Origin of the sequence: Rubritalea squalenifaciens DSM 18772 (genome assembly GCF_900141815.1) — a bacterium.
Classification (GTDB): domain Bacteria; phylum Verrucomicrobiota; class Verrucomicrobiia; order Verrucomicrobiales; family Akkermansiaceae; genus Rubritalea; species Rubritalea squalenifaciens.
Map to the genome: position 1 here is coordinate 120,903 of NZ_FQYR01000006.1, position 25,389 is coordinate 146,291.

Annotated in this window: 31 protein-coding genes; 16 read left to right on the top strand and 15 right to left on the bottom strand. The window is 54.2% G+C overall.

Features of this window, described 5'->3' with window-relative positions; genetic code table 11:
* The first annotated feature begins 37 nt into the window (after nt 1–37).
* Nucleotides 38–2,374: an outer membrane protein assembly factor BamA gene (gene bamA, locus BUB27_RS16440; protein ID WP_159435034.1), complete on the top strand. Its 2,337-nt coding sequence runs from the start codon at nt 38–40 to the stop codon at nt 2,372–2,374.
* A 229-nt stretch (nt 2,375–2,603) separates the two neighbouring features.
* Here the strand turns inward: bamA and BUB27_RS16445 are convergent, their stop codons facing one another.
* On the bottom strand, nt 2,604–2,963 hold the full coding sequence (locus BUB27_RS16445; protein WP_143184977.1) for a hypothetical protein: 360 nt from the start codon (nt 2,961–2,963) through the stop codon (nt 2,604–2,606).
* Between the two features lie 278 nt (nt 2,964–3,241).
* Between BUB27_RS16445 and BUB27_RS16450 the strand changes: the two genes are divergently transcribed.
* A complete protein-coding gene (locus BUB27_RS16450; RefSeq protein ID WP_143184978.1) occupies nt 3,242–5,371 on the top strand; it encodes a DUF7133 domain-containing protein in 2,130 nt (709 codons plus the stop codon).
* Between the two features lie 20 nt (nt 5,372–5,391).
* On the opposite strand, the gene BUB27_RS16455 is transcribed toward BUB27_RS16450, so the two are convergent.
* Complete coding sequence (locus tag BUB27_RS16455; RefSeq protein ID WP_234991777.1) at nt 5,392–6,075, bottom strand: helix-turn-helix domain-containing protein; 684 nt, start codon at nt 6,073–6,075, stop codon at nt 5,392–5,394.
* Between BUB27_RS16455 and BUB27_RS19130 the strand changes: the two genes are divergently transcribed.
* The 6 genes from BUB27_RS19130 (at nt 5,980) to BUB27_RS16480 (ending at nt 9,715) form a co-directional block, all read left to right on the top strand.
* Entirely contained in the window at nt 5,980–6,207 is a 228-nt protein-coding gene (locus BUB27_RS19130; protein WP_234991778.1) for a hypothetical protein, read from the top strand. The genes BUB27_RS16455 and BUB27_RS19130 overlap by 96 nt on opposite strands.
* Nucleotides 6,208–6,395: 188 nt before the next feature.
* Nucleotides 6,396–7,229, top strand: a complete 834-nt coding sequence (locus BUB27_RS16460; protein ID WP_159435035.1) for a LamG-like jellyroll fold domain-containing protein — start codon at nt 6,396–6,398, stop codon at nt 7,227–7,229.
* Between the two features lie 170 nt (nt 7,230–7,399).
* Nucleotides 7,400–7,840, top strand: coding sequence for a hypothetical protein (locus BUB27_RS16465; protein WP_143184981.1), 441 nt, complete (start codon nt 7,400–7,402; stop codon nt 7,838–7,840).
* Nucleotides 7,841–7,872: 32 nt separating this feature from the next.
* Nucleotides 7,873–8,787, top strand: a complete 915-nt coding sequence (locus tag BUB27_RS16470; RefSeq protein WP_143184982.1) for a hypothetical protein — start codon at nt 7,873–7,875, stop codon at nt 8,785–8,787.
* 34 nt (nt 8,788–8,821) lie between these two features.
* Nucleotides 8,822–9,190, top strand: coding sequence for a hypothetical protein (locus BUB27_RS16475; RefSeq protein WP_143184983.1), 369 nt, complete (start codon nt 8,822–8,824; stop codon nt 9,188–9,190).
* Between the two features lie 51 nt (nt 9,191–9,241).
* Nucleotides 9,242–9,715, top strand: coding sequence for a hypothetical protein (locus BUB27_RS16480; protein WP_143184984.1), 474 nt, complete (start codon nt 9,242–9,244; stop codon nt 9,713–9,715).
* A gap of 83 nt (nt 9,716–9,798) precedes the next feature.
* Here the strand turns inward: BUB27_RS16480 and BUB27_RS16485 are convergent, their stop codons facing one another.
* Genes BUB27_RS16485 through BUB27_RS16500 form a run of 4 tightly spaced genes read right to left on the bottom strand, consistent with a single transcriptional unit; the run spans nt 9,799 to nt 12,517 of the window.
* Nucleotides 9,799–10,605, bottom strand: coding sequence for a PEP-CTERM sorting domain-containing protein (locus BUB27_RS16485; protein ID WP_143184985.1), 807 nt, complete (start codon nt 10,603–10,605; stop codon nt 9,799–9,801).
* Between the two features lie 51 nt (nt 10,606–10,656).
* Nucleotides 10,657–11,091, bottom strand: coding sequence for a hypothetical protein (locus tag BUB27_RS16490; RefSeq protein ID WP_143184986.1), 435 nt, complete (start codon nt 11,089–11,091; stop codon nt 10,657–10,659).
* A gap of 46 nt (nt 11,092–11,137) precedes the next feature.
* Nucleotides 11,138–11,689: a DUF6714 family protein gene (locus BUB27_RS16495; protein WP_143184987.1), complete on the bottom strand. Its 552-nt coding sequence runs from the start codon at nt 11,687–11,689 to the stop codon at nt 11,138–11,140.
* Between the two features lie 15 nt (nt 11,690–11,704).
* Nucleotides 11,705–12,517: a hypothetical protein gene (locus BUB27_RS16500; RefSeq protein ID WP_143184988.1), complete on the bottom strand. Its 813-nt coding sequence runs from the start codon at nt 12,515–12,517 to the stop codon at nt 11,705–11,707.
* A 139-nt stretch (nt 12,518–12,656) separates the two neighbouring features.
* Here BUB27_RS16500 and BUB27_RS16505 point away from each other — a divergent pair, with 139 nt between their 5' ends.
* The 3 genes from BUB27_RS16505 to BUB27_RS16515 all read left to right on the top strand — a co-directional run bounded on the left by BUB27_RS16505 (nt 12,657) and on the right by BUB27_RS16515 (nt 14,637).
* The gene (locus BUB27_RS16505; RefSeq protein WP_143184989.1) at nt 12,657–12,959 is read left to right on the top strand and encodes a hypothetical protein; all 303 of its coding nucleotides are present in this window, start codon (nt 12,657–12,659) and stop codon (nt 12,957–12,959) included.
* Nucleotides 12,960–13,081: 122 nt separating this feature from the next.
* Nucleotides 13,082–13,498 carry a hypothetical protein gene (locus tag BUB27_RS16510; RefSeq protein WP_143184990.1) on the top strand — a complete coding sequence of 139 codons (417 nt, stop codon included), beginning with the start codon at nt 13,082–13,084 and terminating at the stop codon, nt 13,496–13,498.
* 155 nt (nt 13,499–13,653) lie between these two features.
* The gene (locus tag BUB27_RS16515) at nt 13,654–14,637 is read left to right on the top strand and encodes an ATP synthase subunit B family protein (protein WP_143184991.1); all 984 of its coding nucleotides are present in this window, start codon (nt 13,654–13,656) and stop codon (nt 14,635–14,637) included.
* 48 nt (nt 14,638–14,685) lie between these two features.
* Here BUB27_RS16515 and BUB27_RS16520 read toward each other — a convergent pair whose 3' ends face one another.
* From BUB27_RS16520 to BUB27_RS16530, 3 genes are all read right to left on the bottom strand, one after another.
* A complete protein-coding gene (locus tag BUB27_RS16520) occupies nt 14,686–15,513 on the bottom strand; it encodes a HEAT repeat domain-containing protein (RefSeq protein ID WP_143184992.1) in 828 nt (275 codons plus the stop codon).
* Between the two features lie 26 nt (nt 15,514–15,539).
* Nucleotides 15,540–16,268: a TIM44-like domain-containing protein gene (locus BUB27_RS16525; RefSeq protein ID WP_143184993.1), complete on the bottom strand. Its 729-nt coding sequence runs from the start codon at nt 16,266–16,268 to the stop codon at nt 15,540–15,542.
* Nucleotides 16,269–16,354: 86 nt separating this feature from the next.
* A complete protein-coding gene (locus tag BUB27_RS16530) occupies nt 16,355–16,792 on the bottom strand; it encodes a hypothetical protein (protein WP_159435036.1) in 438 nt (145 codons plus the stop codon).
* 106 nt (nt 16,793–16,898) lie between these two features.
* On the opposite strand from BUB27_RS16530, the gene BUB27_RS16535 reads away from it, so the two are divergent.
* Nucleotides 16,899–17,483 carry an SMI1/KNR4 family protein gene (locus tag BUB27_RS16535; RefSeq protein WP_159435037.1) on the top strand — a complete coding sequence of 195 codons (585 nt, stop codon included), beginning with the start codon at nt 16,899–16,901 and terminating at the stop codon, nt 17,481–17,483.
* 83 nt (nt 17,484–17,566) lie between these two features.
* Here the strand turns inward: BUB27_RS16535 and BUB27_RS16540 are convergent, their stop codons facing one another.
* The 5 genes from BUB27_RS16540 to BUB27_RS16560 form a co-directional block, all read right to left on the bottom strand.
* Complete coding sequence (locus tag BUB27_RS16540) at nt 17,567–17,860, bottom strand: hypothetical protein (protein ID WP_143184996.1); 294 nt, start codon at nt 17,858–17,860, stop codon at nt 17,567–17,569.
* 258 nt (nt 17,861–18,118) lie between these two features.
* On the bottom strand, nt 18,119–18,709 hold the full coding sequence (locus tag BUB27_RS16545) for a hypothetical protein (RefSeq protein ID WP_143184997.1): 591 nt from the start codon (nt 18,707–18,709) through the stop codon (nt 18,119–18,121).
* A gap of 370 nt (nt 18,710–19,079) precedes the next feature.
* Nucleotides 19,080–19,442 (bottom strand): hypothetical protein, encoded by a 363-nt coding sequence (locus BUB27_RS16550; RefSeq protein WP_143184998.1) that lies wholly within the window; start codon nt 19,440–19,442, stop codon nt 19,080–19,082.
* Between the two features lie 81 nt (nt 19,443–19,523).
* Complete coding sequence (locus BUB27_RS16555; protein ID WP_143184999.1) at nt 19,524–19,964, bottom strand: hypothetical protein; 441 nt, start codon at nt 19,962–19,964, stop codon at nt 19,524–19,526.
* A 76-nt stretch (nt 19,965–20,040) separates the two neighbouring features.
* Nucleotides 20,041–20,568, bottom strand: coding sequence for a DUF4177 domain-containing protein (locus BUB27_RS16560; protein WP_143185000.1), 528 nt, complete (start codon nt 20,566–20,568; stop codon nt 20,041–20,043).
* Between the two features lie 133 nt (nt 20,569–20,701).
* Between BUB27_RS16560 and BUB27_RS16565 the strand changes: the two genes are divergently transcribed.
* The 4 genes from BUB27_RS16565 to BUB27_RS16580 are packed head-to-tail and all read left to right on the top strand — an operon-like array spanning nt 20,702 to nt 24,730.
* Entirely contained in the window at nt 20,702–21,697 is a 996-nt protein-coding gene (locus BUB27_RS16565; RefSeq protein ID WP_159435038.1) for a hypothetical protein, read from the top strand.
* Nucleotides 21,698–21,702: 5 nt separating this feature from the next.
* Nucleotides 21,703–22,752: a hypothetical protein gene (locus BUB27_RS16570; protein WP_143185002.1), complete on the top strand. Its 1,050-nt coding sequence runs from the start codon at nt 21,703–21,705 to the stop codon at nt 22,750–22,752.
* Nucleotides 22,753–22,761: 9 nt separating this feature from the next.
* Nucleotides 22,762–23,727: a hypothetical protein gene (locus tag BUB27_RS16575; RefSeq protein WP_143185003.1), complete on the top strand. Its 966-nt coding sequence runs from the start codon at nt 22,762–22,764 to the stop codon at nt 23,725–23,727.
* A gap of 49 nt (nt 23,728–23,776) precedes the next feature.
* Nucleotides 23,777–24,730, top strand: a complete 954-nt coding sequence (locus BUB27_RS16580) for a hypothetical protein (RefSeq protein ID WP_143185004.1) — start codon at nt 23,777–23,779, stop codon at nt 24,728–24,730.
* An 80-nt stretch (nt 24,731–24,810) separates the two neighbouring features.
* Here the strand turns inward: BUB27_RS16580 and BUB27_RS16585 are convergent, their stop codons facing one another.
* On the bottom strand, nt 24,811–25,380 hold the full coding sequence (locus BUB27_RS16585; RefSeq protein WP_143185005.1) for an AAA family ATPase: 570 nt from the start codon (nt 25,378–25,380) through the stop codon (nt 24,811–24,813).
* Nucleotides 25,381–25,389: the final 9 nt, after the last annotated feature.

Consider the following 25,389-nt stretch of genomic DNA (forward strand, 5'->3'; position numbering starts at 1 on the left):
GTTTAAGCGCTGGTTAGACAACACCATTCCTTACAAAATGAATTACTTCTATCAAACGGCATCCCGTTGGGTCTCTGCCGCTGTGTGTAGCTTGCTTGCTCTGTGCATGTTGGCCAGCACGGTGCACGGGCAAGACTTCTCCGGAAAGACGATCAACTCCATCTCTATCCGTTACGCTGGGTCCAAGAATGTGGACGAAGCACGCGTGCGTAACATGATGTCTGTAAAGACTGGCCAGAAATACAGTGCTGAAAAGCTGGATGATGACATCCGCTCCCTCGTAGAGAGTGGCCTGATCGATGACGTGCGCATCCTGGCGGAAGAGCAAGGCAATGGCGTAGGCCTAACCTTCGTGGTGGAAACCAAGCCTCGTCTCGCCGGTGTAGGGTTCGAAGGCAACGTGGCTCTCCAGGACAAGGAGAAGATGGCTGAGGCTACCAAGATCAAGGTAGGTGTGCCACTCAGTGACGCGGCGATCTTTGAAGCCCGCAAGAACCTGCAGGAGTACTACCAGGGCTACGGCTATCCTGAGGTGGCTATCGACCACCGCTTGCAGAAGACTGACCGTGCCGGTTATGCTGATTTGATTTTCGTGATTCAGGAAGGTTCCAAAAACGAGGTCCGCAAGATCCGCTTCGAGGGCAACAACGCGTTCCCTGACCACAAGCTGGAGAACCAGATGAAGACCAAGGAAAAAGGTCTCCTCTCCTTCCTTACCAAGTCCGGCCGTATCGATCTGGACCAGCTCGCTGAAGACGAAGAGGCTGTGCTCGAGTTCTACCGTGACAATGGTTACCTCCGCGTGCGCAGCACTGGTTTCCAGCGTGTGCCAGTCAAGGGTGGTCGCGTGGATCTCGTGATGACTATCAACGAAGGCGCCCGCTACACCGTGAATAGCGTGGGCTTCGGCAAGATGAGCGTCTTCACTGCTGAGGAAATGGGCAAGGTACTTACCCTGAATGCTGGTGACAGCTACTCTTCCAAGAAGATGCGCCAGGACATCACCACCATCCGCAGCTACTACGGCTCCCGTGGTTATGCCGATGCCGAGGTGAATCCGGACATCCGCAACGCTGGTCCAAACAGCGTGAACATCATTTACCGCGTGATCGAAGGTTCACGCTATAAAGTAGGCCGCGTGACCATCGAAGGTAACAACGTGACCAAAGACAAGGTGATCCGCCGTGAGATCCCGCTCAAGCCGGGTGACAACTTCAACACCGTGGACCTGGAAACCACTCGCAAGCGTCTCCGTGGTCTGAACTACTTCAACAACGTCTACGCTGAAGGTGAGCCAAGTGGCCAGAGAGGCTACCGTGACATCAACGTGCTGGTAAACGAGAAGAAGACTGGCTCCGTCCAGTTCGGTCTCGGGTTCAGCTCCATCGACAGCATCGTAGGTTACATTAACCTCGAGCAGACCAACTTCGATATCACTGATCCATGGAGCTTCACCGGTGGTGGTCAGCGCTTCGGCATGAACCTCCGTCTTGGTACCGAGCGTCGTGACTTCAAGATCTCTCTCGTGGAGCCATGGTTCCTCGGTCAGCGTCTCTCCCTCGGTGGTGAGCTCTTCTACCGCGACCAGCTCTACCTTTCCGACGAGTACGACCAGCGCGACTTCGGTGGTGCGGTCTTCCTCCGCAAGCCTCTCAGCAGCAAATCCTACGTCCGTGGTGAGTACAGACTGCAGAAAATCCGCATCGATGTGGAAGATGATGTGGCTCCGACTTCTGTCTTCCAGGAGTTCGATGGCGACTATGTACGTAGCTCCCTCGGTCTGACTTATGTTTACGACAGCCGCGACGCTCAGGTGACTCCACGCAGTGGTCACAAGTTCGAAGCAGGTCTGGACGTAGCCGGTCAGTTCCTCGGTGGCGATGTGGATACCATCACTCTGAATATCGAAGGCTCCAAGCACTGGAACCTCTGGTTCGACAGTATCCTCACTCTTCGTGGCCGCGCTTCCGTGGTAGAGTCCGATGGTGTGACTCCGATCTTTGACCGCCAGTTCCTCGGTGGTGCCCGTGACCTCCGCGGTTTCGAATACCGCGACATCGGTCCACGTGACACTGGTGTAGGTAACACGAACGAAGTTTACGGTGGTGATACCGCTGCCTACGCGACCGTCGAGTGGTCCTTCCCGATCGTGGAAACAGTCCGTGGTGCGATCTTCTACGACACAGGTTTCGTCAACGAGGACAGCTGGGACTTCGGTCCGGATGATCTCTACAGCGATGCTGGTGTTGGTCTCCGCCTGAACATCCCGGCAATCGGCCCACTGGCTCTCGACTACGCGGTGCCAGTTTCCTCTCCGGATGATGAGTCTGACCAAGGTGGTCAGTTCAACTTCTACCTCGACTTCGCATTCTAAGCAGTCGAATCAAGGAATGATTTTTACAAAGCCCTGCGGGAAACCGCGGGGCTTTTTGTGTCTGGCGCAGGGGGGTGGTGTCTAGGCAGGGTATTTTTTCTCACCACGAATCGCACGAATCGCACGAATCGCACGAATCGCACGAATCGCACGAATCTCACGAATCTCACGAATCTCACGAATCTCACGAATCTCACGAATCTCACGAATCTCACGAATGGAAGGGGGGCTAACGTTTACCCGCGACCACTAAGGACAAGTCATCACCTGTGCTGAGCGTTTGGTCTGCGCCGGCAGAAGTGAGGGTGCGGGTGGTGGGGCTGTAGTGGATAGGTGAGTTCCAGCTATCAGTTAGGCTTCCTTCGAAGTAGGGTGGATTAAGCTCACTGAGTTCTCCAAGCTGAGGATGGCCATCGCTTTCCATACGAATAATGGAGTCAGCCATCTCTTGCATTTGGGACTCTGTGTTTTCGTACTTAGCTTGGATACGCAAATTTGAGAAGAAGTCCCACGGAAGCAGAACGGTGAGCCAGGGTGCCGCCACGATGACAAGAGCTGCTATAAGCACGGTGATGTTTGTCTTCTTCATGATGATCCTCATCATGAACATAAAGATATCAGGTCTCTGCACCTAGTCGAGTGTGGTGTAAAGTGATGTGGCGTGAATGGGCTGAAAGTTTGGAGGTGAATTGGCGTGTGGTGGAGGCGAGATGAATATCAGGCATGTTTTTGAGCCTCTAGTCTATTCACAGGTGAATCTCATTGGGTTTTAATCGCTGTCCGCTGGCCAAGTGCGTCTTGTTTGCAAGTTGATTGCAAATGAGGGCGTAGGAATAGGCCAGCTTTCACATTTCTACTCTCACATCTATGATCTCCAGGTATTCGATACACAGGCTGCTTTTGGCGGCTGGACTAAGCTGCGGCATCTTGCAGGCGGCGGAACCCGTGAACCCGAACCGTCAGGCTGACGGTACTCTGAAGCCATTGAGTGCGGAGGAGGGGCTGAAACTGATCGAGGTGCCGGAGGGGTACAGGATCGAGCTGGTGGCGAGTGAGCCGATGGTGCAGGAGCCGGTTTGCTTCACTTTCGATGCGGACGGGGCGCTGTTCGTGTGTGAGTGGAATACCTACATGCAGGATCAGTACGGGACCGGGCAGGACAAGGCTGTCTGCCGGGTGGTCAAGCTGGTGGATACGGATGGTGACGGCAAGATGGACAAGCGGACGGTGTTTGCAGATGGATTGATGATGCCACGATCGATACTCGCGTTGCATGACCGTATTCTTGTTAGAATGTCTCACGACAGTACGATCTGGTCGTTCTTTGATGAGGATAAGGACGGGGTTTCTGAACGTCGCGAGATGGCCTACAAGGGGACTAGGGTGGGAGGAAACATCGAGCACCAGGACAATAGCTTGGTGTGGAATGCGGATAACCGCATTTATGCGACCGGGCAGATCTATCGCTACCAGGATGGCAAGCTGACTCCGCAGAAGGGATCCGGGCGCTACGGTCAGTGGGGATTGGCACGGGATGATGTAGGGGGCATCTATGGCAGTGGGAATAGTGTGCCGGTGAGTTCTTGGTCTTTGTTAGGTGGTTACCCGATGCTGAACCCGCCTAAGGACCAGAGTGTCTTCTACGCTAACTTCCTCTGTGATGTGGATGATGCCACAGACCCGGGCCATAATGTGACGGCGACCGGCGGGCAGACGATGATCCGCAGTGCTCAGCTAGGCAAGTGGTACGGCCACTATGTGATCCCTGATCCTGTGCGCCGTATGGTGAAGATGGTCAAGTTTGAGGAGAAGAACGGGCAGCGCGTGGCGACAGTGCCAGAGGAGTTCAAGAAGAGCGAGTTTGTCCGTAGCCCGGATACTTATTTCCGTCCAGTGTGGCTGGAGATGGGGCCGGATGGAGGGCTGTACATCGCCGACATGTCCCGAGGGATTATCCAGGAGTCCCAGTGGTTTCCTACGGAGAGGACTGAGAATCCGAAGCAGCGCTGGATCGAGCGCTATTACCGTACCAAGGAATGGGACATGCTTGGGGTCAATAGTCGCGGGCGCATTTATCGGGTCATTCCGGAGGATGCTTCTCAGCTTGATGTCCAGCCGAAGCTTGCGAACCAATCCAGTGTAGAGCTGGTGCAGTATTTCTCCCATGCCAATGCCTGGTGGCGGGACACCGCACACAAGCTGATTGTGTGCCGAGGTGATCGGTCGGTAGTTCCGGCGCTGGTGGAGAAGCTGGATGCACCCGAGCCGATGGCGAGGCTGCTCGCCCTGCGCAGTCTGGAGGCCTTTGATGCCTTGGAGCCTGGACAGGTAACGCAAGCGCTGCGGGACAAGGATGCCCGTGTGCGAACCACCGCGATTGCGATCACTGAGAAAATGGTGGCGAAGCATCCGGCCCTGGTGGATGCGCTGCAGCCGCTGGCTGATGATGCGTCCTCGATAGTCTTGTGCCAGTTGTACCTGAGCCTGGGGAATATGCGTGAATCCAGAGCGCAGATGCTGCGCAAGGTTTTGTTAGCCAAGCATGCGAAGCATGAAGGTCTGGCAGCGATGGTGAAGAAGAGCCAGAGTCTGCCGAGGCATCTGCAGAAATACACGGCGGGTTATAAGGCTTACTCAGGCTTCTGCGGTGACTGTCATGGCGACGGAGAAAAGGGTTTGCTGACAGATGGTAAGCTGATGGCTCCGGTTTTCTCTAACAATAAACGGATCAAGGATCCCGAGTATCTGGTGAATGTGATCATGAAAGGGATGATGGGGCCTCTTGGCGAGCAGAAGGAAGAGTATGCCGCGGGACTGATGCCGCCGCTGGAAAGTATGTATGATGACAAGCAGCTTACTGAACTGGCCAACTACATCGGTATGCGCTGGGGTGGCTGGAAGCAACCGCTGAAGCAGGAAGAGGTGGCAGGCTGGCGCAAGAAGTACCAGGACCGTAAGACACCCTGGACCTATCAGGAGATCATCAAGGCCAACTAACCTGAGGAAAAGAGTATTCTCTAAGACACCGTGCCTTCGTTACGCAGATCGCGCGGTGATTTTCCCTGCTGCTCTTTGACGAGTCGCGAGAAATGATAGGGACTCTTGAAGCCGCATTGGTAGGCGATCTCGCTGACGGTGAGCCCGGTCTCCCGCAGGAGTTCGATGCCGCGGATGGTGCGTAGCTTCCACAGGAAACGGCTGGGGGTCAGTTGCATTTCCTTGTTGAAGGTTTTGATCAGGTGGCGGTCGGTGACGCCGGATGCGGCAATGGCCTGCTGCAGGCAGTCTTCCTCGGCATAGTGTTCCTCGATGTAGTCGACCGCCTTGTGCATCGGCGTGGAAATGCGGCGTGCGACCGGGGTGTAGTTCGCCATGCGGATGTACTCGCTGAGGGCAGTGACCGCTAGTTGATCGATGAACATGGAGGCTGCCGGGGTGTGCACTTTGTGCACGCTGTAGCCAGCGTCTAACAAGTGTTGAAATGTCTTGGAGTACGCCTGCTTGACGGGAGCCTCCGCTGCCAGTTGCGCTAATTCTGGCGTGATAACCTCAGGTAGGAATGAAATCCAGAACTGGTGGGTGTCCTGCGAGGAGGAGAACCGGCGATGCACGTGGACACCCGGCCGGACCAGGGCGACTTCTCCCGGGAGGACGGGAATCGTTTTGCCGTCGATTTCCAGCTCGGCACTGCCGCTGAGAATGCCGAAGAGCTCGTAGCTGATGGATACTCTAGGGGACCAATAGCCGTTCGGCTTGTAGATGACCTTGCCAAGACGGCTGCGGCCGGAGAAGCGGTCGAGATCGATACTGGAGCGGAGGAATTCGTCGTCTGAGAGCGGCTTGAGCATAGAAGAGACTGCATCATAAGCGCTTGTGAGGAGAAGAGTAAACCTGGAAAAGGTGAATTTCAGACATCTTTATGCTGCTTCCATCTATTTCCAAGGATCGCGGATTCAGAGCTTAATAGCTGTTCTGCTGCATGCCCCTCTCATGGTGTGCAAGAACCCTAAATACAATTAGCATGAAAACAAAAACACGCATACTCACGACGGCTCTCGCCCTCACCGCTGCAGTGCCACTGCACGCAGCCACCGTACTCTCCCACTGGGATTTCGATGACAGCTCGATCGCTAGCCCCGGTGAATCCGGGGGCAATGTCCTGCTGGCTCAGCAGGGCTCTGGAACCTTGGCAGACGGGAACATCGAAGGGGATACGACGACTGGTCTAACAGGTAAATTTGGTGAGTCCTTTTCCTTTGATGGAGACGGGGACAAACTCTACCTCTTTGCCCGTGGTTCCTGGGCGAGCAATCCCCGGGTGAATGATGCCAATGGAGACATCGCCAGCCAGACTCTCAACAACTTTACGATCAGTGTGTGGGTGAACCCGACAGCCTTTCTGGGCAATGACGTGATCTATGGAAACACCTATGGGGCGGGCAACGGCTGGGACCTCCGCCTGGTGAATGGTACGGTGACCATGGAGGCCCGCAATGGCTCTACCGCGGTACTCAGTAGCGGAACCACGCTCAATACCGGTGAGTGGTCCCACCTGGTGGTGAACTATAGCGATGGTCAGGCTGACTTCTATGTGAATGGTGCTGCGGCTGGCAGTGCCAACGTAGGTGGGGCATTTACCGAGCTGGCCGGTGCCACCACGAATGTGCAGATCTCACGCGAAGGCAGCGAGGCCTTCAATGGTGGCATGGATGAACTCTGGCTCTTCAGCGGGAACCTTTCCACCCAGGAGATTGGCAATCTGTATAGCTCCAACGCGATTGCGGTTCCCGAGCCAAGTAGTGTCGCGCTGTTCTCTCTAGCAGGATTGGCTTTCTTAGTGCGCAGAAGGCGCTAAATAGTGTGAGTGCACCCAGCCGCTTCGTCACCTCCTTGGCGGGGCGGCTAACAGGTGAAACAATGAGGAGGGTCGCTTTTGGGTGGGATTTGCTGAGTTCTGATGGTATGAGTTTTGAAAGTCAGTCTAATTGATTACCAGGAATGTGGAGTGAGCAGAATAAGTCCCGGATGAAGAAATGCCTTTGGTGCCTTGCTGGCATGATGGTGGTGCTGCTCTTGCTCCTGCCCGAGCTGATGCTGCAGCTGGGTATCAGTGAGGTAGAGACGAGCCATAACGGTACGGGAGCTCTGTTGCCTGTCTTCTCTTACGAGGGAGTAGCCTATAGTTACGGTGGTAAGGTGGGCTTGGAGAGAATGAAGAGACGCATGAGTTATCCATTGGAACCTTCTGACGCGATGGCTTTGGAATCCACCCGTGAGTACATCGAGAGTGGTGAGTTCGATCGCTGGTTGAGAGCTGAAACCAGCAACCAGAGTGAGTCGCTAGTGTATCGCCTACAGTGCCGCTATCTCCTGTGTGGCGCCAGAGTTTTTATGATTAATGAGACACTCGTGTCAGGCGAAAGGGGTGGACAGTGTGGCTTTGTGATTGCTAGTTTCAGCCTATGAGGATTTTGCTTTTGTGCTGTTTGCTGACGGCGATGAGTGGGGAACTGTGTGCGCAGAGGCCTGACTTGCCTCCTGGAGTTAAGTTACCTGAAATCAAAAAGAACCCTCTAGAAGACTACAAAGAAGAAGGGGGGAAGAAGGTGTTCCGAGTGGAAGGTCGTGAGCTGCTGAAAGACATGGAGAAGAGGCCGACTTCTTACAGGGTAAGAAAGAGCAGAAGCAACTACAAGCTTCCTCCTGAGTTAATGCCTGAGGAGGAGGCGGCCATGACGGCGGAGGAGATCACGAAGTACAATAACAGGCGCAAAATGTTCAAGCTGCTGATTAAGCAGGATGAAGCGCGTCATATGGGGCGTATGATCATGCATCCTGATGCGGTGGTATACGCAGCGATGCACTTGACCAACATCAATAAGAAAAAAGGAACCTGTCAGATTATCTCGATGAGAACAGATCTGGAGATTTCCAGCGAAGCAATCGAAGAGATTGAGGAAAAAAGGTTGAGAGGTGAGCAGTATTATAAGTGCCGGGTAATCTGTGAGGAAGGAGAAGATCCGGTGTTGAGGGTTTATGCTGTTAGTAATGGCTCGCCCAGACAATATCTTCCTGTCTTTGTGGCTGGTTATGATCCGGAAAAGCTAGAGGTCTACAATCTGGACTCAGATCTTCTGGTGGAATGTGCTTCTAAGAAGCCGGATCTGTTCCTGAAGAAATTTGGTTTAAAGACGAAGGGCTTCGTCACGGAGATGATCTTAACGGATTTTACAAAAGAGGATTCCACGGCGCTAATTAGCGAGAGTGAGGTGAGGGTGAAGATCGATGAGAAGCATTTTCGGGAGGGAGCAAAAGTGGCTTACCAGTACCAGCTGAAAAAGGGGGAGGATCACAAGTTGCTCATTGAGGTGCGAGGGATCAATGATTTGACCAAGCTGACACCCTTGAGATGAGAGGAGGGGTTACTTCGTAAGGTAGTCCAAGCGTATGGAATCATTAAGCAAATGTCTGTGGCGTTGGGGAATGGTGATGCTATCACTGCCGCTGGTTACGGCCTTGCTCTGTGCTAGCTTCTACTGGCGGGCGCGCTGGTCTTTGGGTTATGCGCCGAGCTATGGGAATCCCGACCCTAAACAGCTTGATTGGCCCGTGCATCAAAGTCTGGTGATGCTAGGTCTGGTATTCTTGTTGCCAGCTATGCTGAGCAGCTTCTGCCTTGGTGGGGTGCTGTTCTGCAGACGGGAAAAGCTCCGAGGGCTCGTATGTATGGTACTGAGTGCGCTGATCTTTGGAGTCTTTGCACTATTGGAAAAAGTTCAGGTAGTTGACGAATTTATGGCATGGATCTTAGATTAGGTCTGGAGGAATGGTTCTCATGGTGACAAGAGCGTTTAGAAGTAATTATCTATGTTAGAAATAGAACAAATCGACTGGAGTGAGCTGCAGCATGCTTATGGGCGTGCTGGGGATGTGCCTGCGATGCTGGAGGCGATGTATGCTGGGGGTCAGAGTCGTGAGTTATGGACTGATGCCTGGAGTTGTCTTTGCCACCAGGGTGATGTGTATACGGCCTCGTTAGCGGCTTTGCCTTTCATTGTGGATGCGGGGATCGAGGTGCTGCGTACGGACAAGGTTTTTGCCTATCATTACCTTGCCTTGCCGGTTGAGGTAGAGAAGGCGCGTGGGAAATTTCCTCATCTCAAGGTGGATTCCGCATACTCGCAGGGGCTTGTACGGATCAATGAGTTGATTCAGCTCTGTGAACAGGGGAATTTGGATGCGACTACGAGCCAGGTGCTACGGGAGGCGAAAGGTTTGTTGAGAGGCTTGGGACTGTTACAGGTGCAGCAGCGTGGAGCTGGTGAGGGAGAGTTGTTCTAGGGTGCTTTGACCAAGTAGAGAATAGAAATGCCCGGGCTGAGGGCCGGGCATCAGAAAAGTATGGATAGCTTAGATCGGGCTTCTTACTCCGCTCTGCGGCGGCGCAGGAGGAGACCGAGTCCGGCGAGACCGATCAGGGCGGTGCTGGATGGCTCTGGGATAGCGACGATCTGGACACCGCTGAGGATGGCGCGGCCTCCGGTGGAGACGCCGGAGATGGTGAAGGAGTCTCCGGAAAGGCCGGTGTAGACGGCGTAGTTAGCGTCTGTGGTCGCATCGCCAGAGGTGGTCCCGGTGGCTTGCACCCATTCCATGACGCCATCGTCGTTGGCATCGGAGTCGGTGCCGGAGGTGTCGTTGGTCCAAAAGGTCTGGGAAACGCTGCCGTCATCGACAGTGTGTCCGTAGACGCGGCTGGATCCGCCGATGTCGAAGTAGAGGTAGACGCTGTAGCCGCTGGTGGTGAAGTCGCTGCCCAGGCCATTGATGGTGATGGTCTCGCCAGCTACGGAGCCGCCGTAGTTCATGAACGATTGCATCAGGCCGGCTTCGCCGAAGAGGCCGCGGTTCGCGCCACTGGTTACGTCGCCGAACTGGGAATATCCGCCGCCGATACCGATGGTGGTATTGAGCGTGGCGGCATTGGCGCCCGAGTCGTTCACCAGAGCTGTACCATCAATGTCGACTTCGAATGTTCCTGCGGACCCCGTGTTGCGCACGGTGATGTTATTCCAGTTGGCGCCGCTGACATTCACCAATGACGTGGCTGACTCGTCGGAGTCGACCGAGTTGTTGTCATTGCTGCCGATGCGGAAATTAATGCTGATTGAGGCGGCATGGACCGAGCTTAGGCAGAGGAGTGAAGATAGAATGAGGTGAGAGGGTTTCATGGCACAAATCTAATAGGCGTCTATCATCCTAAACATTTGCGCTGGTTGAGGTCAAGGGTTCTGTTCGTCCGCAGTGGGAGGAGCGATGGGGGCTTCGATGGGCATGGGTTTGCTGCCCTTGGGGATCGCATCGGCGGCATACGGGTGGACATCGAGGTGAATCTTGTAGGGGCCGGGAATTTCTGGAGGGAAATACGGAAAGCGTACGCTGGCGCGGGGCTTGAGATCCACGTAGCCACGGCCATTGGCGCAGCGGAAGATATTCATGATAGCGGGCTTGCCGTCCTTGGAGTACTGGAAGCGGTATCGAGGATGCTTGCTGCTCAGATCCGCACTGTAGGAGATGGTTTTGTCCGTGAGGTTGGTGATGATGATGTCCTGCCGGCTACGGGTCGTCGTAGGAGCACCGAGCTTGATACTTAAGATCGGCTCGGCGGCTGAGGCGATCACAGTGAGGAAAAGGCTGAGCAGGGTGACGTGCTTCATATAGGGGGAACGGCGTCGAGGGGAGTCTTCTTAGTTTCCAGAAAGCTTAGGTGGTGGTTTCTTGCCAGTACGATTCGAGGGAACTGTCAATGTCGTACTGCACCGATTGGTATTCTGGGTCCTCGCGAATGATAAGCAGGAAGTCTCGGATGCACTGGCGTTGCTCCATGCTGAGTAGCGAGATGTAGTCGCAGCGAGGACAGGTGAACTCGTGGTGAAGTTTGCCGCAGTCTAATTCACCACGTAACTCACAGATGAGAAAGGCGGGGATGTGAAAGATCATTCCGTCTCTATCTAGAAAGGAGAAACCTTTGTAGAAATTGAGAGTCTCTGCAGTGAGCTTCCTCCAGTCATCACGAATGTCGTGTTTGCGGCGCTCTGCGAGTTGAGCTTCATCTTCGTGGTTATCTATGCCTCGTGCCTCACAAAGACCGATACCATCACCCAGGGTAATGCCCGCGAATGCTCTCTCGATCCTGGGTATGAGCTCCAATGCTCTATGTGTAAGGTTGCGGGCCTGGCGAGCCTCTGCGAGAGCCTCTGGACAAAAGCCGCGAGCCTTGAGTTTCTGGTAGTCACTGTCGGAAACAAATTTCATAGCTAACGCATAGAGCTATTCACCCTCACCAAGGCGGAGGAGGGTGATGTTGGCGAGGTACTTTTTGCCTTCCAGTTCCATGGGCATCTGGGTGAGTCCGATTTGGACGCCGGGGTGCTTGGCGTTTTCGAAGAGGGTATTGCCTTCTATGTTAAATTCACTGTCAGCCACGATTTCATCGGCTTGCTTGGCTACCTCGGTATCGATGGCGACTTCCTTCCACTCCGCTCCCAGATAGGCCTGGAACTGTTTCTTGAGTTCGGCGAAGGAGGCGTTGGTGAGGTAGCTGTAGGTTTCGATGCCTTGTAGCTTGGACTGGCTGAAGATTTTTTCACCGGGGAAGGCCTTGCTGAGGTCGGGGATGGCGGCGGCGTTCGCTGCTGCTGTTTGCTGCTCGGGCTTGTCGAGGTCGATGCTCAGAAGGATGGCTGGGTTGTTAGCTTGCTCCGCGGGGATGAGGGTGCTGAGCGGGGCTTTGAAGAGCGGCTGGCTCTCTGGACCTATGATCAGCTGACCTCTGAGCTGACGGGTGGTGAGGCTCGTAGGGCTGGAGGCCGTGGGAAAGCTGGCCCAGAGGGTGACTGTGCCGGAGTTGCTAGTGAGTGAGGGTTTGTCCAGCTGACTGGTAATCCTGTGATGGACTTTCTCGGGGTCTAGTTCGGTCAGGCTACCTTCGCCGACGTCTTTGAGCTGCACACGGATGCCCTCGGCCGCCTGATCGCCACGGCTGACGAGGACAGTGATGGGCGCCAGGGAGACACCATCGGCATGGATCCCGGCTTGGGCGCTGGCAATAAGTACAAAGAGGAAGGCAAGGGCGCGGTTCATGGCCAAGTTTGTAGCATGGATAGGCTGCTGGCGGTAGCGGGATTTTATGGGCCTAGAGACCGGGTGTGGAAAATGTGAGGCTTTTTGTAGAGGCGGGATTGTAAGCGGATGATTAGAGTGCTAGTAGTTAGGCTGTGTTATGTTGATCAGCTTTTTAGGTGCCGCGGTGGAAGCCGTGCTGGATGTGGTGGTCTTCTGGAGTGATTCAGAAGCGGATAAACGCAGGGTGAAGGAGGTGAGCCGGGCTCGGAACCGGGTCTTGCAGGGATCGGATGATGTGCTGGTGGATTCTAACCGGAACTACCTGCTGCTCTGTACCGATCAGGGGCTGTATCTGGTCAGTCGAGACGAGCGCTGGAAGAAACGCCTCAGCCACGAGGAGGAACGGATGTACGAAAAGCGCGGCAAGAAGGCTTTTCGGGCGATCCGGAAGAGGGGGTAGGATTTTGTCAGGGCTCTGACCTGGCTGGAATTTAGTCAGGTCGTCAAACGGGTGTTAGAAATGGCTTGTCATGCTGAGGCTGAGGGTTTTAGGGTAAGGGAACCCTATTTTTAAAACCCTCAATGACTAAGCTGATGTATAGGCGCCTGGGCACGGTGCTGAAGACTCACCGTAAGCTGGTCCTGCACCGCCATGAGAATGGACTGGAGCAGGTGCGCGACGGTGACCAGGAGAAGCGCTTAAAGCTGTTAGACGAGCTCAAGGCGATGCTGGACTCCGTGGATGAGCGACTGGATGTGGATGCCGAGGAGGTGGACCGCTTCCTCTACTACTGCTTCCGCAATTGTCCGCCTGCCGATGTGCTGCTGCTCAATGAAACCCTCTATGAAGACGCGCTGGAGAAGCGGCTGAAGGCCAGCGAGAATGACCTGGGCGAGCTGGGACTGGAGTTGCTGGCTAAACTTCATGCCATCGTGCAGATCCAGTACGAGGCTGAAGAGGGGAAAGCGGATCTCTGGGTGAGAAAGGTCGAGGAGTAGGTGGTTGCGGTCTTCTTACCACGAATCTCACGAATGGGGCAGGTTGATGAAGCAAAGATCGAACGATGCAATACCCAGAAGGATCAGTAGGAGGGGACTATCTGGTGCGTGGCTTTTGGGCTTGTGGGTAGTGGGGCCGGGGCTAGCATGCGGGGATGAAGATTTTCCGCAGTGTTAGATGTGCCGACCGTCGGGGGCGTGTGGCGCTGGGTGTTTTCGTGCTGGCAGTAGTGGGGCTGCTGTTTATTGCCGTAGAGGATATGATGGCGCGGGGTAGTGCGTTTGGGGAAGTTTATGGTAGAGAGTGGGCGACCGAGCGCTTTGAAGAGCTGCATGAGAGAGGAGATGGAGCGGCGTTGGTTAGGGAGATGGAGCAGCGCTTTGATGAGTATGAGGCGGCGGTGGACAAGCTGGGCGGATGGGATAGTGAGTATCTTGGAAAGCCGTTCATGCGGAGGAAGGCTCCCAAATCTGGAATCAGCGCACTATTTTGTCACATGCATGGTTATGGGGAACAGCTCGCCCGCTATATGCCCTCTGATGTAGAGTGGTTCCTCTATGTTGCGGTGCCTGCTGACGGTTACCATGATTCTCAAGTCCCACGTATGGCAGATGATCCTTGGCAAGAGGTGGCCAAGCTGATGGCGGAGTCCAGGCACCCTATGCTCAAGGCGTTGGGGCTGTGGTTCCGCGGGGAGTTCGAGGCGTACCGGAAATTCGTTTACCAGAAGGTTGAGGAGGGGGACAGGCGTTTTCTAGCAATGGCCGCTCATGCGGCGGACCACTATGATGTGGATGCGCAGAGGGCGTTGAGGCATTTGTTGGATTTTAAGGCTGAAGTGTTGGCTAAAGAGGGCCGCTATTATCAAATGCAATTGCTGAACGAGGTGATGGTTAAGAATGCTATTTCGTTGATGGATAGTGAGCAGGGCTCTAGTACTCCAGAGGTGGTGAGCGAGGTGCTTGATGAGCTTCTGAATACTAAAGAAACAAGCGAAGCCAAGCAGGCTTATGATCTCTTTGTTAAAGCGGGACGACTCGGGGACGCCGAGCTGTACAGGAAGAGAGTGGCTCAAAACTTGGAGCAGTGGAAGAGGCGTAATGAGGAACTCAGAAGGCGCTATGAAATGCGTATGTGAGTGAAATGCGGATCTGTGGGTGAGAACGGTCGAGGAGTAGGTGGTTGTTTAGTGAGGAGCTGGAGTGCAGGCAGCTATGGCGCAGTTTAGCCTATCCGTGAAGTACTCGTCGTCGATGTCAGAAAAAATAGAGGCCAGCTCCTGCAGACGGTTGAACAGTCTCGGGTCTGCACTTTCTTCGGCTGCTTCCAGGCTGAGGGAGCTGATGTCATTATCACGCCATTCGTTAATGAGCTCTTGGGTGATGTTTGGGTAGCCACGTCTGGCCAGACCTAGGAGGGCTTCCCCTCGGATTTCATGGTCTTTGTCTGTGAGGTTGCTGATGAGTGCTTGGCGGATTTCCGGGGAGTCAGTATCGATTTGTGTGCCTAGACCAAAGGTGGCCCAGTTGCGTACCTCGGAATTTTTGTCTTGGCTGAGGGTAATGAGAGCTATGATTGCACGAGGGTCTTCATGTTCCAGTAAGCCGAATACTACCCCGTAGCGCACTTGATCATCTGGGTGATTAGTAAGTTTAAGTAAGGCGGGAATTGCGTCTGGGTGATTGCGGTGACCAAGAGCTACGGCGGCACAGTATTTGACGTAGTCGTCTTCGTCCTTAAGCATGGGAATGAGGATGTCGAGGCTCTCTTGGAGGAAGGTTCTGTCTTGCCAGCCTAGCTGACCCATGGCGTCAGCTCCAGCGGCGCGGTCCTTGGCGTCGTTGCTGTGACAATACTCGCACGCGATATCAAACTCCTCCTTGCCGCCACGGTAGTGGAATAGAGCCAGAGAGATTCCTTCCACATCTTCTGCGAGAAATTTCCGATACTGCTTTATGCACGCTCGACTGGATGTAGGGTCATTTGCGTAGCGCTCATTGTAGCGAGGTTTCATGGATTGTGTTGTGGGATTAGAAATCCCTAGTTCGTCGCCAGGTAGGCCTTGAGTTCGTCCGGGCTTGGCTGGGCACTCATGATTTCCAAGTAGTCGGAGAGTTGTTCGTAGGGGGCGATACTGGAGACGAGCCACTTGCCTTTCTCATAGGTGAAGGACCAGATGTGGTTGGCGTCCTTGGCTTTGGCATCACCTTCTACGATTCGGCTGTCGCTCTTGCGCATCAGGTAGTCAACCATCTTGGCAGTGATGACGACCGCGAGCTCGGAGCCTTCGCCTGGGGTGCCGCCGTCATTGCGGTAGGCGAACATGATCGGAGTGACGCTCTTGATCTTGTAGACTTCGCAGATGTTCTTGAGTCCCTCGCTTTCCCAGCGGTCCAGATGGACCAGTTGCTGGTTCTGCCAGTACCAGTTGGTCATCCAGTCGGCTGCGAGATGGGTGTCATTCTTGTCCCAGGCATCGTGCACGCGGGTGTAGCAGTCCTCTACACGGCGCTTGAGCTTGATCCAGTCGAAGTCTGGCAGGGAGAGTCCGGCCACGCGGAGTGTCTTCATGGCCTTGCGTTTGGCCAGGTACTCTTTGATGGAGATGTAAATGATGAAGGGCAGTAGGATGACAAAGAGAAGACCGAGAATGATTTTGCCCCAGATCGTTTTGGTAGCTGCTTTGACGATGGAACCGCCGGGTCCTGCCATGACTTCGGCAGGGAACATCAGGAGGAAGGTGACGACTAGGAAGTAAAAGTTTTTCATGCTAGCAAAACGGTTAGGTGAAACGATGCGGGGATTCTAGGTAGTGATTCCCACCGGAGTCGAGCCTGAACTCTGAAGGTGGGGTATTATGCCTGTGATGCTTTGGGGAATGCCTTGTCCAGCGCGATGCGAAGTAGAAGTGGGACCAAGGAGGCTAGGAAGAGGCGGAAGCCGCCGTCGTCAGGGATGGGGCTGATCTGGAGGGATCCCATGACCAGGGTGTGTTCGTACGAGGTGAGGATGCAGGTCTGCAGGTAGACGAGGCCGAAGTAAATCAGGTAGGGCTTGGACTTCTGCGGGAGGAGTTTTCCTGTGAGGGCGTAGATGCTGCAGAGAAAGATGCTGGCCGTGGCGAGGATGGATATGGGAAGGGGTAGTAACTCACTGGCGTAAGCATAGGCAAACAGCGAGACGAACAAATAAATCCAGAGTGAGGCGATCAGTCCACACCAGGTGAGGATCTTCAAAATAAGCAGCAGTCTCGGGCGCTTCGAGAGCGGGTGAGATGACGGCGAGTTCGGCACGGAGGGAGGCTAGGATAAATCCCGGTGCTTGGGAATGGTATTGTTTGGGGGTAGTTCAGTCCTTTAGGGAGAAGATTTTCTTACTGTGTAGTTGAAAAATATAAATTTGTTAGATAAAGGATTATTTGTGAACGGAGCCAAATACCAAGAATTCCTGAAAAACTATGAAGAGCATGTGGCAACAAGTGACTATAAGTCGATTCTTTTGCCGAATGAACCCTATGAAGATGGTAGGGAGTGTTATTTCACTCAATACGGGAGTGTTACGGACCAGACTATCCTAGAGTACGAAAGTAAATACGGTGTCAAATTGCCAGAAGATCTGAAGAATTTACTGAAACTCCAGAATGGAGGTCATGTTCACGAGTTTGCTCCCTATGAAGAATGCGCGTTTGATTCTATTTGCAGTCTGACACTGGATACCAGTGAGGATAGATGGTTGTTTGCTATGATTCCTGTATATGATTGGTTAGAGTTACGAGGTGATGTGGAGGATGATGAAGATCTAGCCAATGATAAAGAGGAGTTGGAGAGGTTTATTATTTTGGATGGAGACGGACATCATTTTTTGGCTCTTGATTACCGAGGTGGTGAAGAATGCAAGGGGGTTGTTAGTGTGTCAGTGGAGGGTGGTTACTACGGAGCAGAAGAAATTTGTACTGATTTCAAATCTCTATTTAGTTACTGGTAGGACAGAGACTATCTAAATTAGAAAACCCGCACTGAGGCTGCCAGCGCGGGTTTGTGTTAGGTTACATGAGTGAGGCACTCAGCTTAGCGTTTTTTCTTTTTCGTCATGCTGTTGATGTTGCTGATGTCTTGTGAACTTAGGCTTTGGTTGGCGGTTTTGTAGGCTACGCGGTCCCATTGGTTGTTAGGGTGGTGGTGGGGTCTGGATTCATTGTGGTGGTGATGGTGGCCGCCGTGGTGGTGATGGTAGTCGTCACGGGGAGGGGCGGTGTAGATGGAGTAGGTCGGGGTGTAGCGGTAGTCCGGATCGATCGGTTCACAGCTGGTAAGTGAGCCAAGAGCGAGTGCGGAGAGTACGAGTAGAGTCCATTTTTTCATAGCAACTCTTACTCTACTGATTTTCTAAGGTTTCTGCAAGATGTCTATGGTGAAGGACTTGTCTTCTCTGGGTGCTGAAATGAAAAAAATAATGAAAATAATTCTAATTTTTCCCTAAAGGCGCCCGTTATGAGGGGTGCACGAACCTGCCTCACAGGCAGAGGAGTAAGTTTGTGTTTTCTAGTATCAAGCATATAAACGGGTTCCCGGAGTCGCTCAGGCGGCTCCGGGTTTGCTTTTTGCAAGGACTTGTTAGTGCTATCGCCGCCTGTGCTTGCCAAGTGCGTAGAGGGTGGCTGGCAGGACGAGCAGGAGAGTGCTGGGCTCGGGTATTGTGTCGGTGGTGCCGATGATGATACCGGATTCTTCATAGGCTACGGCATTGGCGCCGATGGAAAGGTTGCCACCGGCATTGGTGAGCTGCACCCAGCCGAAGACGTCCCGCGGCGGGTCACCCGTGTACATGGTATCCGTATGCGTGGTGGCGACGCCCAGGTAGAAGGGGCCAAATCCAGGGTCGATCACGAAGGATTCGTAGACCAGGTTTTCTATACGGGCAAAGGTCTGGAAGGTATCGGCCTCGATCGTGGCATTGGTGAAGGTGTCCAGATTGGAGACGAGGTACCAGTCCGACCCGCTATCCAGATTCGCGAAGTCAAAGCTGAGCTGGGATCCGGATACGGTGAAAATGATCTCGGTGATATCGGTCGCGGCACTGTCCTGATAGATGGCTAGAGCATACTGGGGGCCAGACCCTGCGAGGGCGATATTGGTGCCGCTGACGACAGTCGCAGGCAAAACTTGAGTGGTGAAGGCGCTGACCAGCGTCGCCAGAACGAGGGATTTCATGGCTGTTAGGTTGTTTATGGATTCACAAAACACAGTTTATGGACACACACACATCCATAAAAAACGAGGGTAAGAGTGTAAGGGTAAAATACCAAAAATGCACGCTCAAACTGTTGCGTTACCGGCTATCTAACGACATTTTAATATGCCGTTCATGAGGGCTAGATGGAGCGGATTTAACCACGGAATACACGGAAGGGACAGAAGGCGGGCTAGATGGAGCGTCTTTTACCACGAATAGCACGAATCTCACGAATCTGGCTAAATGAAACGCTGTGAACCACGGAATACACGGAAGAGTCAGAAAGCGGGCTAGATGGAACGTCTTTTACCACGAATCTCACGAATGGGTCGGTCTTGTGAGGGTGGCTTATGCGCTGCGCCACGAATGTGAGCAGTAGGGACAAAGCTTGGCTTTGCTGGTACGGCATAGGGAGCCGCATTGAGGACAAGTGTTCAAGGCACTAGGAGCCTCCCTGAGGATCCGCTCGAAGGTGGCTTTATAAAAGTGGCATACCCCTTGTTGGAGGAGAGCGTCTACTTCAGGTGAGTTGTCGAGCCATTTTAGCCTCATCAACGATGCATGAGTCTCGTCCTCGGTGTTTTCGATTTTTTTCTGAACGATGATCTTCCTCCATACCTTCATCTCAAGGTCTGTTAGGGTGTGGGTGTGACCTTCGAAAAGATAACGGTAGTCGTCAGGGTGGTCTCCTGGTTGGAATGTACGAGGCATAGAGAATTGTTCAGAATGAAGTTCAGCAACCAGCCAAGGAGATGACTAGCTGATGTGGGCTTCTCGGGCACGTTTGTTCGGTCAGTATTTTCCGGGTGACTTCCGGTAGAGGGTTTTGCCCTTGGCGTCGGTGATTTCGATACTTGAGAAGACGGTTTTCTTGGGGGGAGATGCTGGCTGGCGCTTGGGAGGATGATTGAAGCCGGAGAGGAGGGAGGTGCTGCGGTCTATGCCGTCGTAGTGCCAGCCGTCGGCGGTGAGTTGGATGCCGTTGGGGAGCTGCCAGGTTTCCCGGATCGCTTGATAGCCCCGGTGGGTGTAGCCGGTTTCCGTGCGGCTGGGAATGTTCTCAAGCTGAAAGTGTTTTACGAGCTCCGGGCGGGTGAGTGGGCGCTGGGGGATGCTGTGCGCGCGATCCAACGTGTCCTGAGTCTGACTGGATAAGGTGTTAGAGTTGTCCAGGTGAACGCAGCTGGCTGCCAGCAGACAAAGCAAGGGGAGCCATGATGCCAGAGAGTTCATGTCTGTCACTCTGCTCCGTCCTCTAGCTCAGGTCAAGGAGCGGGTGGTTTGGGCTGTTGGATGCCAGGCAGAAGTCTCAGCGGTCGACTTTGACCTGGATCTGGTTGGCGCCGTAGCTTTTCAGACGGGAGTGGAGCGAGGTGATGTGGGAGGGTTTGTTGCTGGGCAGGGCGTAGATGGTGATGGGGATGTCCGGCTGGCGCTTGATGATGGCTTTGACGGTGTCATTGAAGCTGCCATGGAAGTGGCGAGGCAGTGAGGGGTGTCCGTTTTTGTCCAGATAGATGTTCAGCGAGTGGTGGTGCTCAGCGGGTGGGGTGGGCCGTGTATGCCCGGGGCGGCTGGGGTAGTGAGCGTAGAGAGGCCGCTTGAAGTGATAGACCAGTTTGCCGGCCGGTGTGCTGCCGCGCGGATGCTGGGTCCATACGGCAGAGGTGAGCTCCCAGCCCTGGGCACCATATTGGTTGAGAACGCGCTCGATGCGATCATTGCCATAGCCGTTCGGTGCCTCCCAGAGCTTGTACTCCCACTGGGTGCTTTGCTGGGCGCTGGAGGCGAACTGGCTGAGGATCCAGAGCAGGATCAGGAAGGCTGGGGTTTTCATGGTTTAGAAGGGGTTTAGTGCTGATAAACGACAGGGGGAAAGCATAGTCCATCTCAGCTAGCTTTGCAAGGTGGCCTGGGTGCGTGAGAATCTGGGATTGTTTTATACGGTGCAGGGTGAGTAGGATGGCCGGATGAAGGTGCTGTGTGTACTCTGGATGTTTTTGGCTCTGCCTCTCGTTTCTTTAGGTGGGGAGAAGTTGATCCCTTCTGGGGGAGAGTTTATGATGGGAGTTTACACGCACGAGCGAGGGGAGGCATTGAATGTCTTTACGGCATTGATGAAAAAGCCTGGTGAAGAGTTGGGTGATGTAAGGGCAGCTGTGAACTGGAGCGAACTGCCGAGAGGTGAGCGAAGGCTTAGTGATGCTGAGTTGAAGTTGGTGCTCAAGGCCTGCGACAAGGCCAGATTGGGTGAAGAGTTTCGGGATTTCGTGCAGCAGCGTATGCTGGGAGGTAAGCAAAGGCATTTGCTTTGTGAGGTGAAGAAGGAAGGGAATGAGTGGGTGGTGCAGCTGAGTTGTCAGGACAAGAACTTGGTCTTGGGTCAAGAAGCGCGCAAGAAGCTGAAGCATGCCTTGTCCGAGGCTAAGATGGCCAAAGCCTGGTACTGGAAGTTGCTGGAGTCGGAGAAGGTGCCTGAGGAAACACCCGAGCTGAGGAGGCCGGTCGGGACGGCTACGTATGCAGAATATGATGGTGGTAGTGTGAGGGTTGGGGGGCTTGGCTTCCGCTTTGCATTGAGAGGCTACAGCACGGAGGAGCGCCCTTACGCATTTGATTCCAGGCTGGAATATGGAGTGAAGAATGGGGTGATGAGTGGCAGTTTGGGGGGGGAGCATTTGCTTCAATTATTGATTTCCGGGAGGATGGAGTTGATGCAGGGGCGACCCTACGAGAAGGAGTGGGGGGCGGCAATCCTCGGGGAAGAGTACTTGGTGCGCGGGAATGTGGAGAAGCAAAGCCTGAGTGTCGCGATGTCTCCTGCGGCGCTGCATGGGGAAAGAGAAATCTATAAAGCACGCTTCACGAAGCAGGACCAGGAGCGCATCCACGAATTGCTCAACGACTGCATGGACAGACTGAAGTGGATTCGGAAGAATGAAGCTTTGTTTTGTAAGAAAAAATGAGGGGTATGAAAAAGGTAATTTACGTGTGGCTCATACTGGTGATGTCGACTACTTTGTTAGGTGGGGAGAAGATTCTGCCGAAGGGATGGCATTTATTCGTGGTGACAAAGGGAGAAACGGATGAGAAGTTTGAACCAGGGACCCAGGGTGTTTATTTGATTGTCGATGAGGATGATCAGACAGGTGCGAGGGCGGTGGAGTGGCAGGTGTATGCGAAGGATCATTTTTTAAACTGGGATTCTGAAATTGCATCGGTGGTGCAGCATGGAGAGATGGCTTTCTTTGATGCCTTTGCCAAAGTGTGTGAGATGGCACTGGCAGGTAAACTTGGCAAGCTAGAGGTGAGCTATGCCCGACTGCCTGCCTATGATGTGGTGTTTGAGTCCGTTAAGCTGGAGGAGAAATGGTGGGTGCGTATCTCCGCTAATGGGAGGAAAGTGGACGAAGGGAATCTATATACTCCGACCGAGGGACTGAAATGGTGTAAGAAAGTACAGGAGGCAAAGGTGGCTAAGGCTTGGTACAATCAGTTGCTGGTGGCGGGGGAATTGCCGGAGAAGACTAAGGGGATGAGGCCTCCTGAGGTACTTAAATGGGAAGTGTATCGCCGTGTTGAGGGGTGGCGAGGATGGTGTGTCTTGTTTTGTGCCCCCGATGAGAAGGGAGAGATCATGTGCAAGCAGAGACTCAGTATGGACGAGAAGATTGAGGATGGCCAGGTGCGTGACCCTTTTGGAGGGGAGCCTATTCGCGTGAAACATTTGGAAGAAAATTTGGAGGGTGTGCTAGAGATGCTGGGTAAGGCTGCTACTGAAGTGAAGGTGGGCAAAGACTTCGAGGGAAGTCTGGTTCTTAAGAAGGTGGGGACATTCCAGGTACGAGGTGATGCTGATAGGGAGTGGGTGAAGGTGGAGCTGAATGATGGGAAAGTTGCCTATGAAGTAGTGTTTGGAATGAATCAGGTGCTTGAGATATCTGGTCAGATGAAGGAGGCCCAGGTGGTGAAGCAGTGGCTAGAGAAGAACCGAGGGCTCTTGGTGCGGGAGAAGCAGTAGTTCGTTAGTATGAAGAGTCTTCTTGCTGTGTTGGGGATGTTTTGGGGTTTATCCCTTGCCTTGTTAGGTGGGGAGGAAGCGATGCCGCAGGGCGGGAGGTATCGGCTGTTGTTTCATCCGGGGAAGCCTGGGGGAGTGTGTCCGGTGGTGTCGGTAGTTGTGGATATCGGCGACTTTGCAAGCGGGCAGGAGGGCAAGGCCGGTGAGGTGAAGATGGGAGTGGTGCTGCAAGACCCGCATCAGGGGGAGTGGAGGTTTCAGGATGCCGAGCTGCGTGCCTTTGGTGAGGTGTGTGAGGCGGCAGTGAAGCAGAAGGCCCTGCAGTGCGAGGCGAATCTGGCGGTGTTCGAGTCGCGCCGGAAGTATGGGGTCTGGATGGTGCTGGTGAAGAAAGAGGGGAGGGTGATGAATTTTCTGGGCGATCAGTTGTTAGTCTGGCGGGAGAGTCTGGCCAAGGTGCTGGAGGCGCGGGATTGGTATGAGAAGCGTGAGGGACAGCCTCCACAGGTGCAGGAGGTGAGGCTGATCATGCGGGCGGAGAGGGTGAAGCTGGGCCGGATGATCCTGGAGCAGGAGTTTGAATGTGGCCGCGGTGACTGGCCGGATGAGGCACGCTGGCAGCTTTTCCATAAGAGCCGGAATGTGGTGGAGCGCGATCCACCGGTCGGCCAGGATGTAGCGCGAGAGCTTGTTAGGTTGATCCCGGAGGCGAAGAAAGCTCTCGAGGCAGGCAAGGCTTATGCCCATCAATTCAAAGGAAAGGCCGGAGACATACTTGAGCTGGAGTATGCCGGGGGAGATCAGGCCGAGATGTGGCTGAACTACTCGACCCCAGCGGACGCAGGGCTGGTGCGGCGCTACCGCGGCGTGGTGAGTGTGGAAGAGCTGGCCAAGGTGATCGGTCTTGAAGAACGGAAGCAGGAGAGCCTCCAGTGGCTGCGGCAGAATGCGGGCTTGTTTTACAGGAAGAAATAGAATGACTTTGTTTGTCGTGATGAGAGGTTTTTTAAGCGTGTGTTGTGTGATGCTGTTGCTGCCTATGGCTCTGCGGGCAGAAGAAAAAGTGGTGCCGGGGGATTGGGATTTGTCTGTCTATGTGGATACGAATCGCCGTTACCAAGTTGAAAGAGAGTTTCGCCTGCAGGTGATGGTGTATGGTAAGCGAGAGGGAGGTGTGGTGGAGTCCAGTGTGGAAGTGAGGTGTGATGAGTTTGAGCCCGGTTTCAGGATAATGCCTGAGGAAGACTGGAAGATGTTTATCAAGGCCGCTCAGTTGGCGGTGAAGAAGGAGAGCTTTTTAGGATCGGTGCGCTCCCAGGCGGATGCTGGCGAAATGACCACCATCTATGAATCCATGGTGCTGGATGGAGAATGGAAGCTTAGGGTGAGCCGTGGAGGAACAGCGCTTGTTTTTATGCCGGGCCAGGGGAAGAAAGTGGCCGAGGCCATCCGAGAGGCTAAGGCGGCAGAGCAGTGGTACATAGCTTTGTTAGGTGGAGGTAAACTTCCTCAGGAGAGTGAGGTGATGCGCCGTCCTCTGTCCAAGTGGGTGCATGTAGGATTTACCAGTGAAGCCCTCAAGAGTGGCGATCTGAGCCTGAGCTTCAGCGTAAGGGGCGAGGTGAGCCAGGCCTACTGTGACTGTAATCTTCACTATGCTGAGTTCGGTATGAAGCGCGTTATCAGCGGTGGAGAGGTGCAGGGTTTACTCCGTAGGATGAGGCTGGTGGAGAGTCGCTTGAGGGAGGGGCAAGCCTTTGAGGTGAGCTCACAGGAGCATGACGTGATGAAGTACCGCGTGGATGCGAACCTGAAGGAGCAATGTGTCAATGTGGTGCTGCTGCCTGAAGAGGAGAAGCCGCAGGTGGGGCGCTTTACGCTGAAGCAGATGGAGGCTTTGAAGAGCCTGGAAGATGACACGCAGAACAAGGCCAAGTGGCTGCGGCAGAATGCGGGCTTGTTCTTTAGGCATAAGTAAATGCCCGTATGATCAGCCGGCCGCGCAGGCATAGGCTGGTATTCTAAAGGGGGGTAGTCTGTCTAAATGCTCCTGATCTCTCAGACGAGGGCTGGGCGGGAGGTCTTGTCCAGGAAGTGGAGGACTCTCTGCAGGCGGTCTTGGACGGATTGGTCGCTCTCCAGGCGGAGGACGGGTTTGTTGAGCTGGTAGTTGTGCAGCCAGGTATCGTGCCTGCGGCGGGAGCGCATGGATTCGTCCGCGGTATCGTAGAGGGAGGCCCAGTCGATGAATTTCTGGAAGTGGGCGTGGCGGTGGCCGCCGGGTGAGAGACAGCCCTTGCCGTAGCGGCGGATTTCACGCTGCTTGAGGCGCTCGCGCCTGATCTGCCAGGGAAGGTAGAGGTAGATGGCGTGGGTGGTCTTGTCTAACAAGGGTTTGCCCCAGGAACACATGCAGCCGGAGATGAGCCAGTTTTTCTGGTCCTCGATGGCGGAGCGGATGGTGGAAATGCGCTTATCTACAGGATGGCTGCTGGTGTAGGGCTGCGGCGTGCGCTGCCAGAAGTGGTCGTCTGTATCGATGTGCTGGCAGGCTAGTTTGCTGGAGAGAGCTTTGGCGAGCGTGGTGGTGCCGGAGCCGGACGGGCCGAAGATATAAATGCGGTGCATGTTCCTTGA

Coding starts and splice junctions, on each gene's coding strand:
- bamA (WP_159435034.1), top strand. CDS start 38: ATGAATTACTTCTATCAAACGGCATCCCGTTGGGTCTCTGCCGCTGTG.
- BUB27_RS16445 (WP_143184977.1), bottom strand. CDS start 2,963: ATGAAGAAGACAAACATCACCGTGCTTATAGCAGCTCTTGTCATCGTG.
- BUB27_RS16450 (WP_143184978.1), top strand. CDS start 3,242: ATGATCTCCAGGTATTCGATACACAGGCTGCTTTTGGCGGCTGGACTA.
- BUB27_RS19130 (WP_234991778.1), top strand. CDS start 5,980: ATGCACGTGGACACCCGGCCGGACCAGGGCGACTTCTCCCGGGAGGAC.
- BUB27_RS16460 (WP_159435035.1), top strand. CDS start 6,396: ATGAAAACAAAAACACGCATACTCACGACGGCTCTCGCCCTCACCGCT.
- BUB27_RS16465 (WP_143184981.1), top strand. CDS start 7,400: ATGAAGAAATGCCTTTGGTGCCTTGCTGGCATGATGGTGGTGCTGCTC.
- BUB27_RS16470 (WP_143184982.1), top strand. CDS start 7,873: ATGAGTGGGGAACTGTGTGCGCAGAGGCCTGACTTGCCTCCTGGAGTT.
- BUB27_RS16475 (WP_143184983.1), top strand. CDS start 8,822: ATGGAATCATTAAGCAAATGTCTGTGGCGTTGGGGAATGGTGATGCTA.
- BUB27_RS16480 (WP_143184984.1), top strand. CDS start 9,242: ATGTTAGAAATAGAACAAATCGACTGGAGTGAGCTGCAGCATGCTTAT.
- BUB27_RS16485 (WP_143184985.1), bottom strand. CDS start 10,605: ATGAAACCCTCTCACCTCATTCTATCTTCACTCCTCTGCCTAAGCTCG.
- BUB27_RS16490 (WP_143184986.1), bottom strand. CDS start 11,091: ATGAAGCACGTCACCCTGCTCAGCCTTTTCCTCACTGTGATCGCCTCA.
- BUB27_RS16495 (WP_143184987.1), bottom strand. CDS start 11,689: ATGAAATTTGTTTCCGACAGTGACTACCAGAAACTCAAGGCTCGCGGC.
- BUB27_RS16500 (WP_143184988.1), bottom strand. CDS start 12,517: ATGAACCGCGCCCTTGCCTTCCTCTTTGTACTTATTGCCAGCGCCCAA.
- BUB27_RS16505 (WP_143184989.1), top strand. CDS start 12,657: ATGTTGATCAGCTTTTTAGGTGCCGCGGTGGAAGCCGTGCTGGATGTG.
- BUB27_RS16510 (WP_143184990.1), top strand. CDS start 13,082: ATGACTAAGCTGATGTATAGGCGCCTGGGCACGGTGCTGAAGACTCAC.
- BUB27_RS16515 (WP_143184991.1), top strand. CDS start 13,654: ATGAAGATTTTCCGCAGTGTTAGATGTGCCGACCGTCGGGGGCGTGTG.
- BUB27_RS16520 (WP_143184992.1), bottom strand. CDS start 15,513: ATGAAACCTCGCTACAATGAGCGCTACGCAAATGACCCTACATCCAGT.
- BUB27_RS16525 (WP_143184993.1), bottom strand. CDS start 16,268: ATGAAAAACTTTTACTTCCTAGTCGTCACCTTCCTCCTGATGTTCCCT.
- BUB27_RS16540 (WP_143184996.1), bottom strand. CDS start 17,860: ATGAAAAAATGGACTCTACTCGTACTCTCCGCACTCGCTCTTGGCTCA.
- BUB27_RS16545 (WP_143184997.1), bottom strand. CDS start 18,709: ATGAAATCCCTCGTTCTGGCGACGCTGGTCAGCGCCTTCACCACTCAA.
- BUB27_RS16550 (WP_143184998.1), bottom strand. CDS start 19,442: ATGCCTCGTACATTCCAACCAGGAGACCACCCTGACGACTACCGTTAT.
- BUB27_RS16555 (WP_143184999.1), bottom strand. CDS start 19,964: ATGAACTCTCTGGCATCATGGCTCCCCTTGCTTTGTCTGCTGGCAGCC.
- BUB27_RS16560 (WP_143185000.1), bottom strand. CDS start 20,568: ATGAAAACCCCAGCCTTCCTGATCCTGCTCTGGATCCTCAGCCAGTTC.
- BUB27_RS16565 (WP_159435038.1), top strand. CDS start 20,702: ATGAAGGTGCTGTGTGTACTCTGGATGTTTTTGGCTCTGCCTCTCGTT.
- BUB27_RS16570 (WP_143185002.1), top strand. CDS start 21,703: ATGAAAAAGGTAATTTACGTGTGGCTCATACTGGTGATGTCGACTACT.
- BUB27_RS16575 (WP_143185003.1), top strand. CDS start 22,762: ATGAAGAGTCTTCTTGCTGTGTTGGGGATGTTTTGGGGTTTATCCCTT.
- BUB27_RS16580 (WP_143185004.1), top strand. CDS start 23,777: ATGCTGTTGCTGCCTATGGCTCTGCGGGCAGAAGAAAAAGTGGTGCCG.
- BUB27_RS16585 (WP_143185005.1), bottom strand. CDS start 25,380: ATGCACCGCATTTATATCTTCGGCCCGTCCGGCTCCGGCACCACCACG.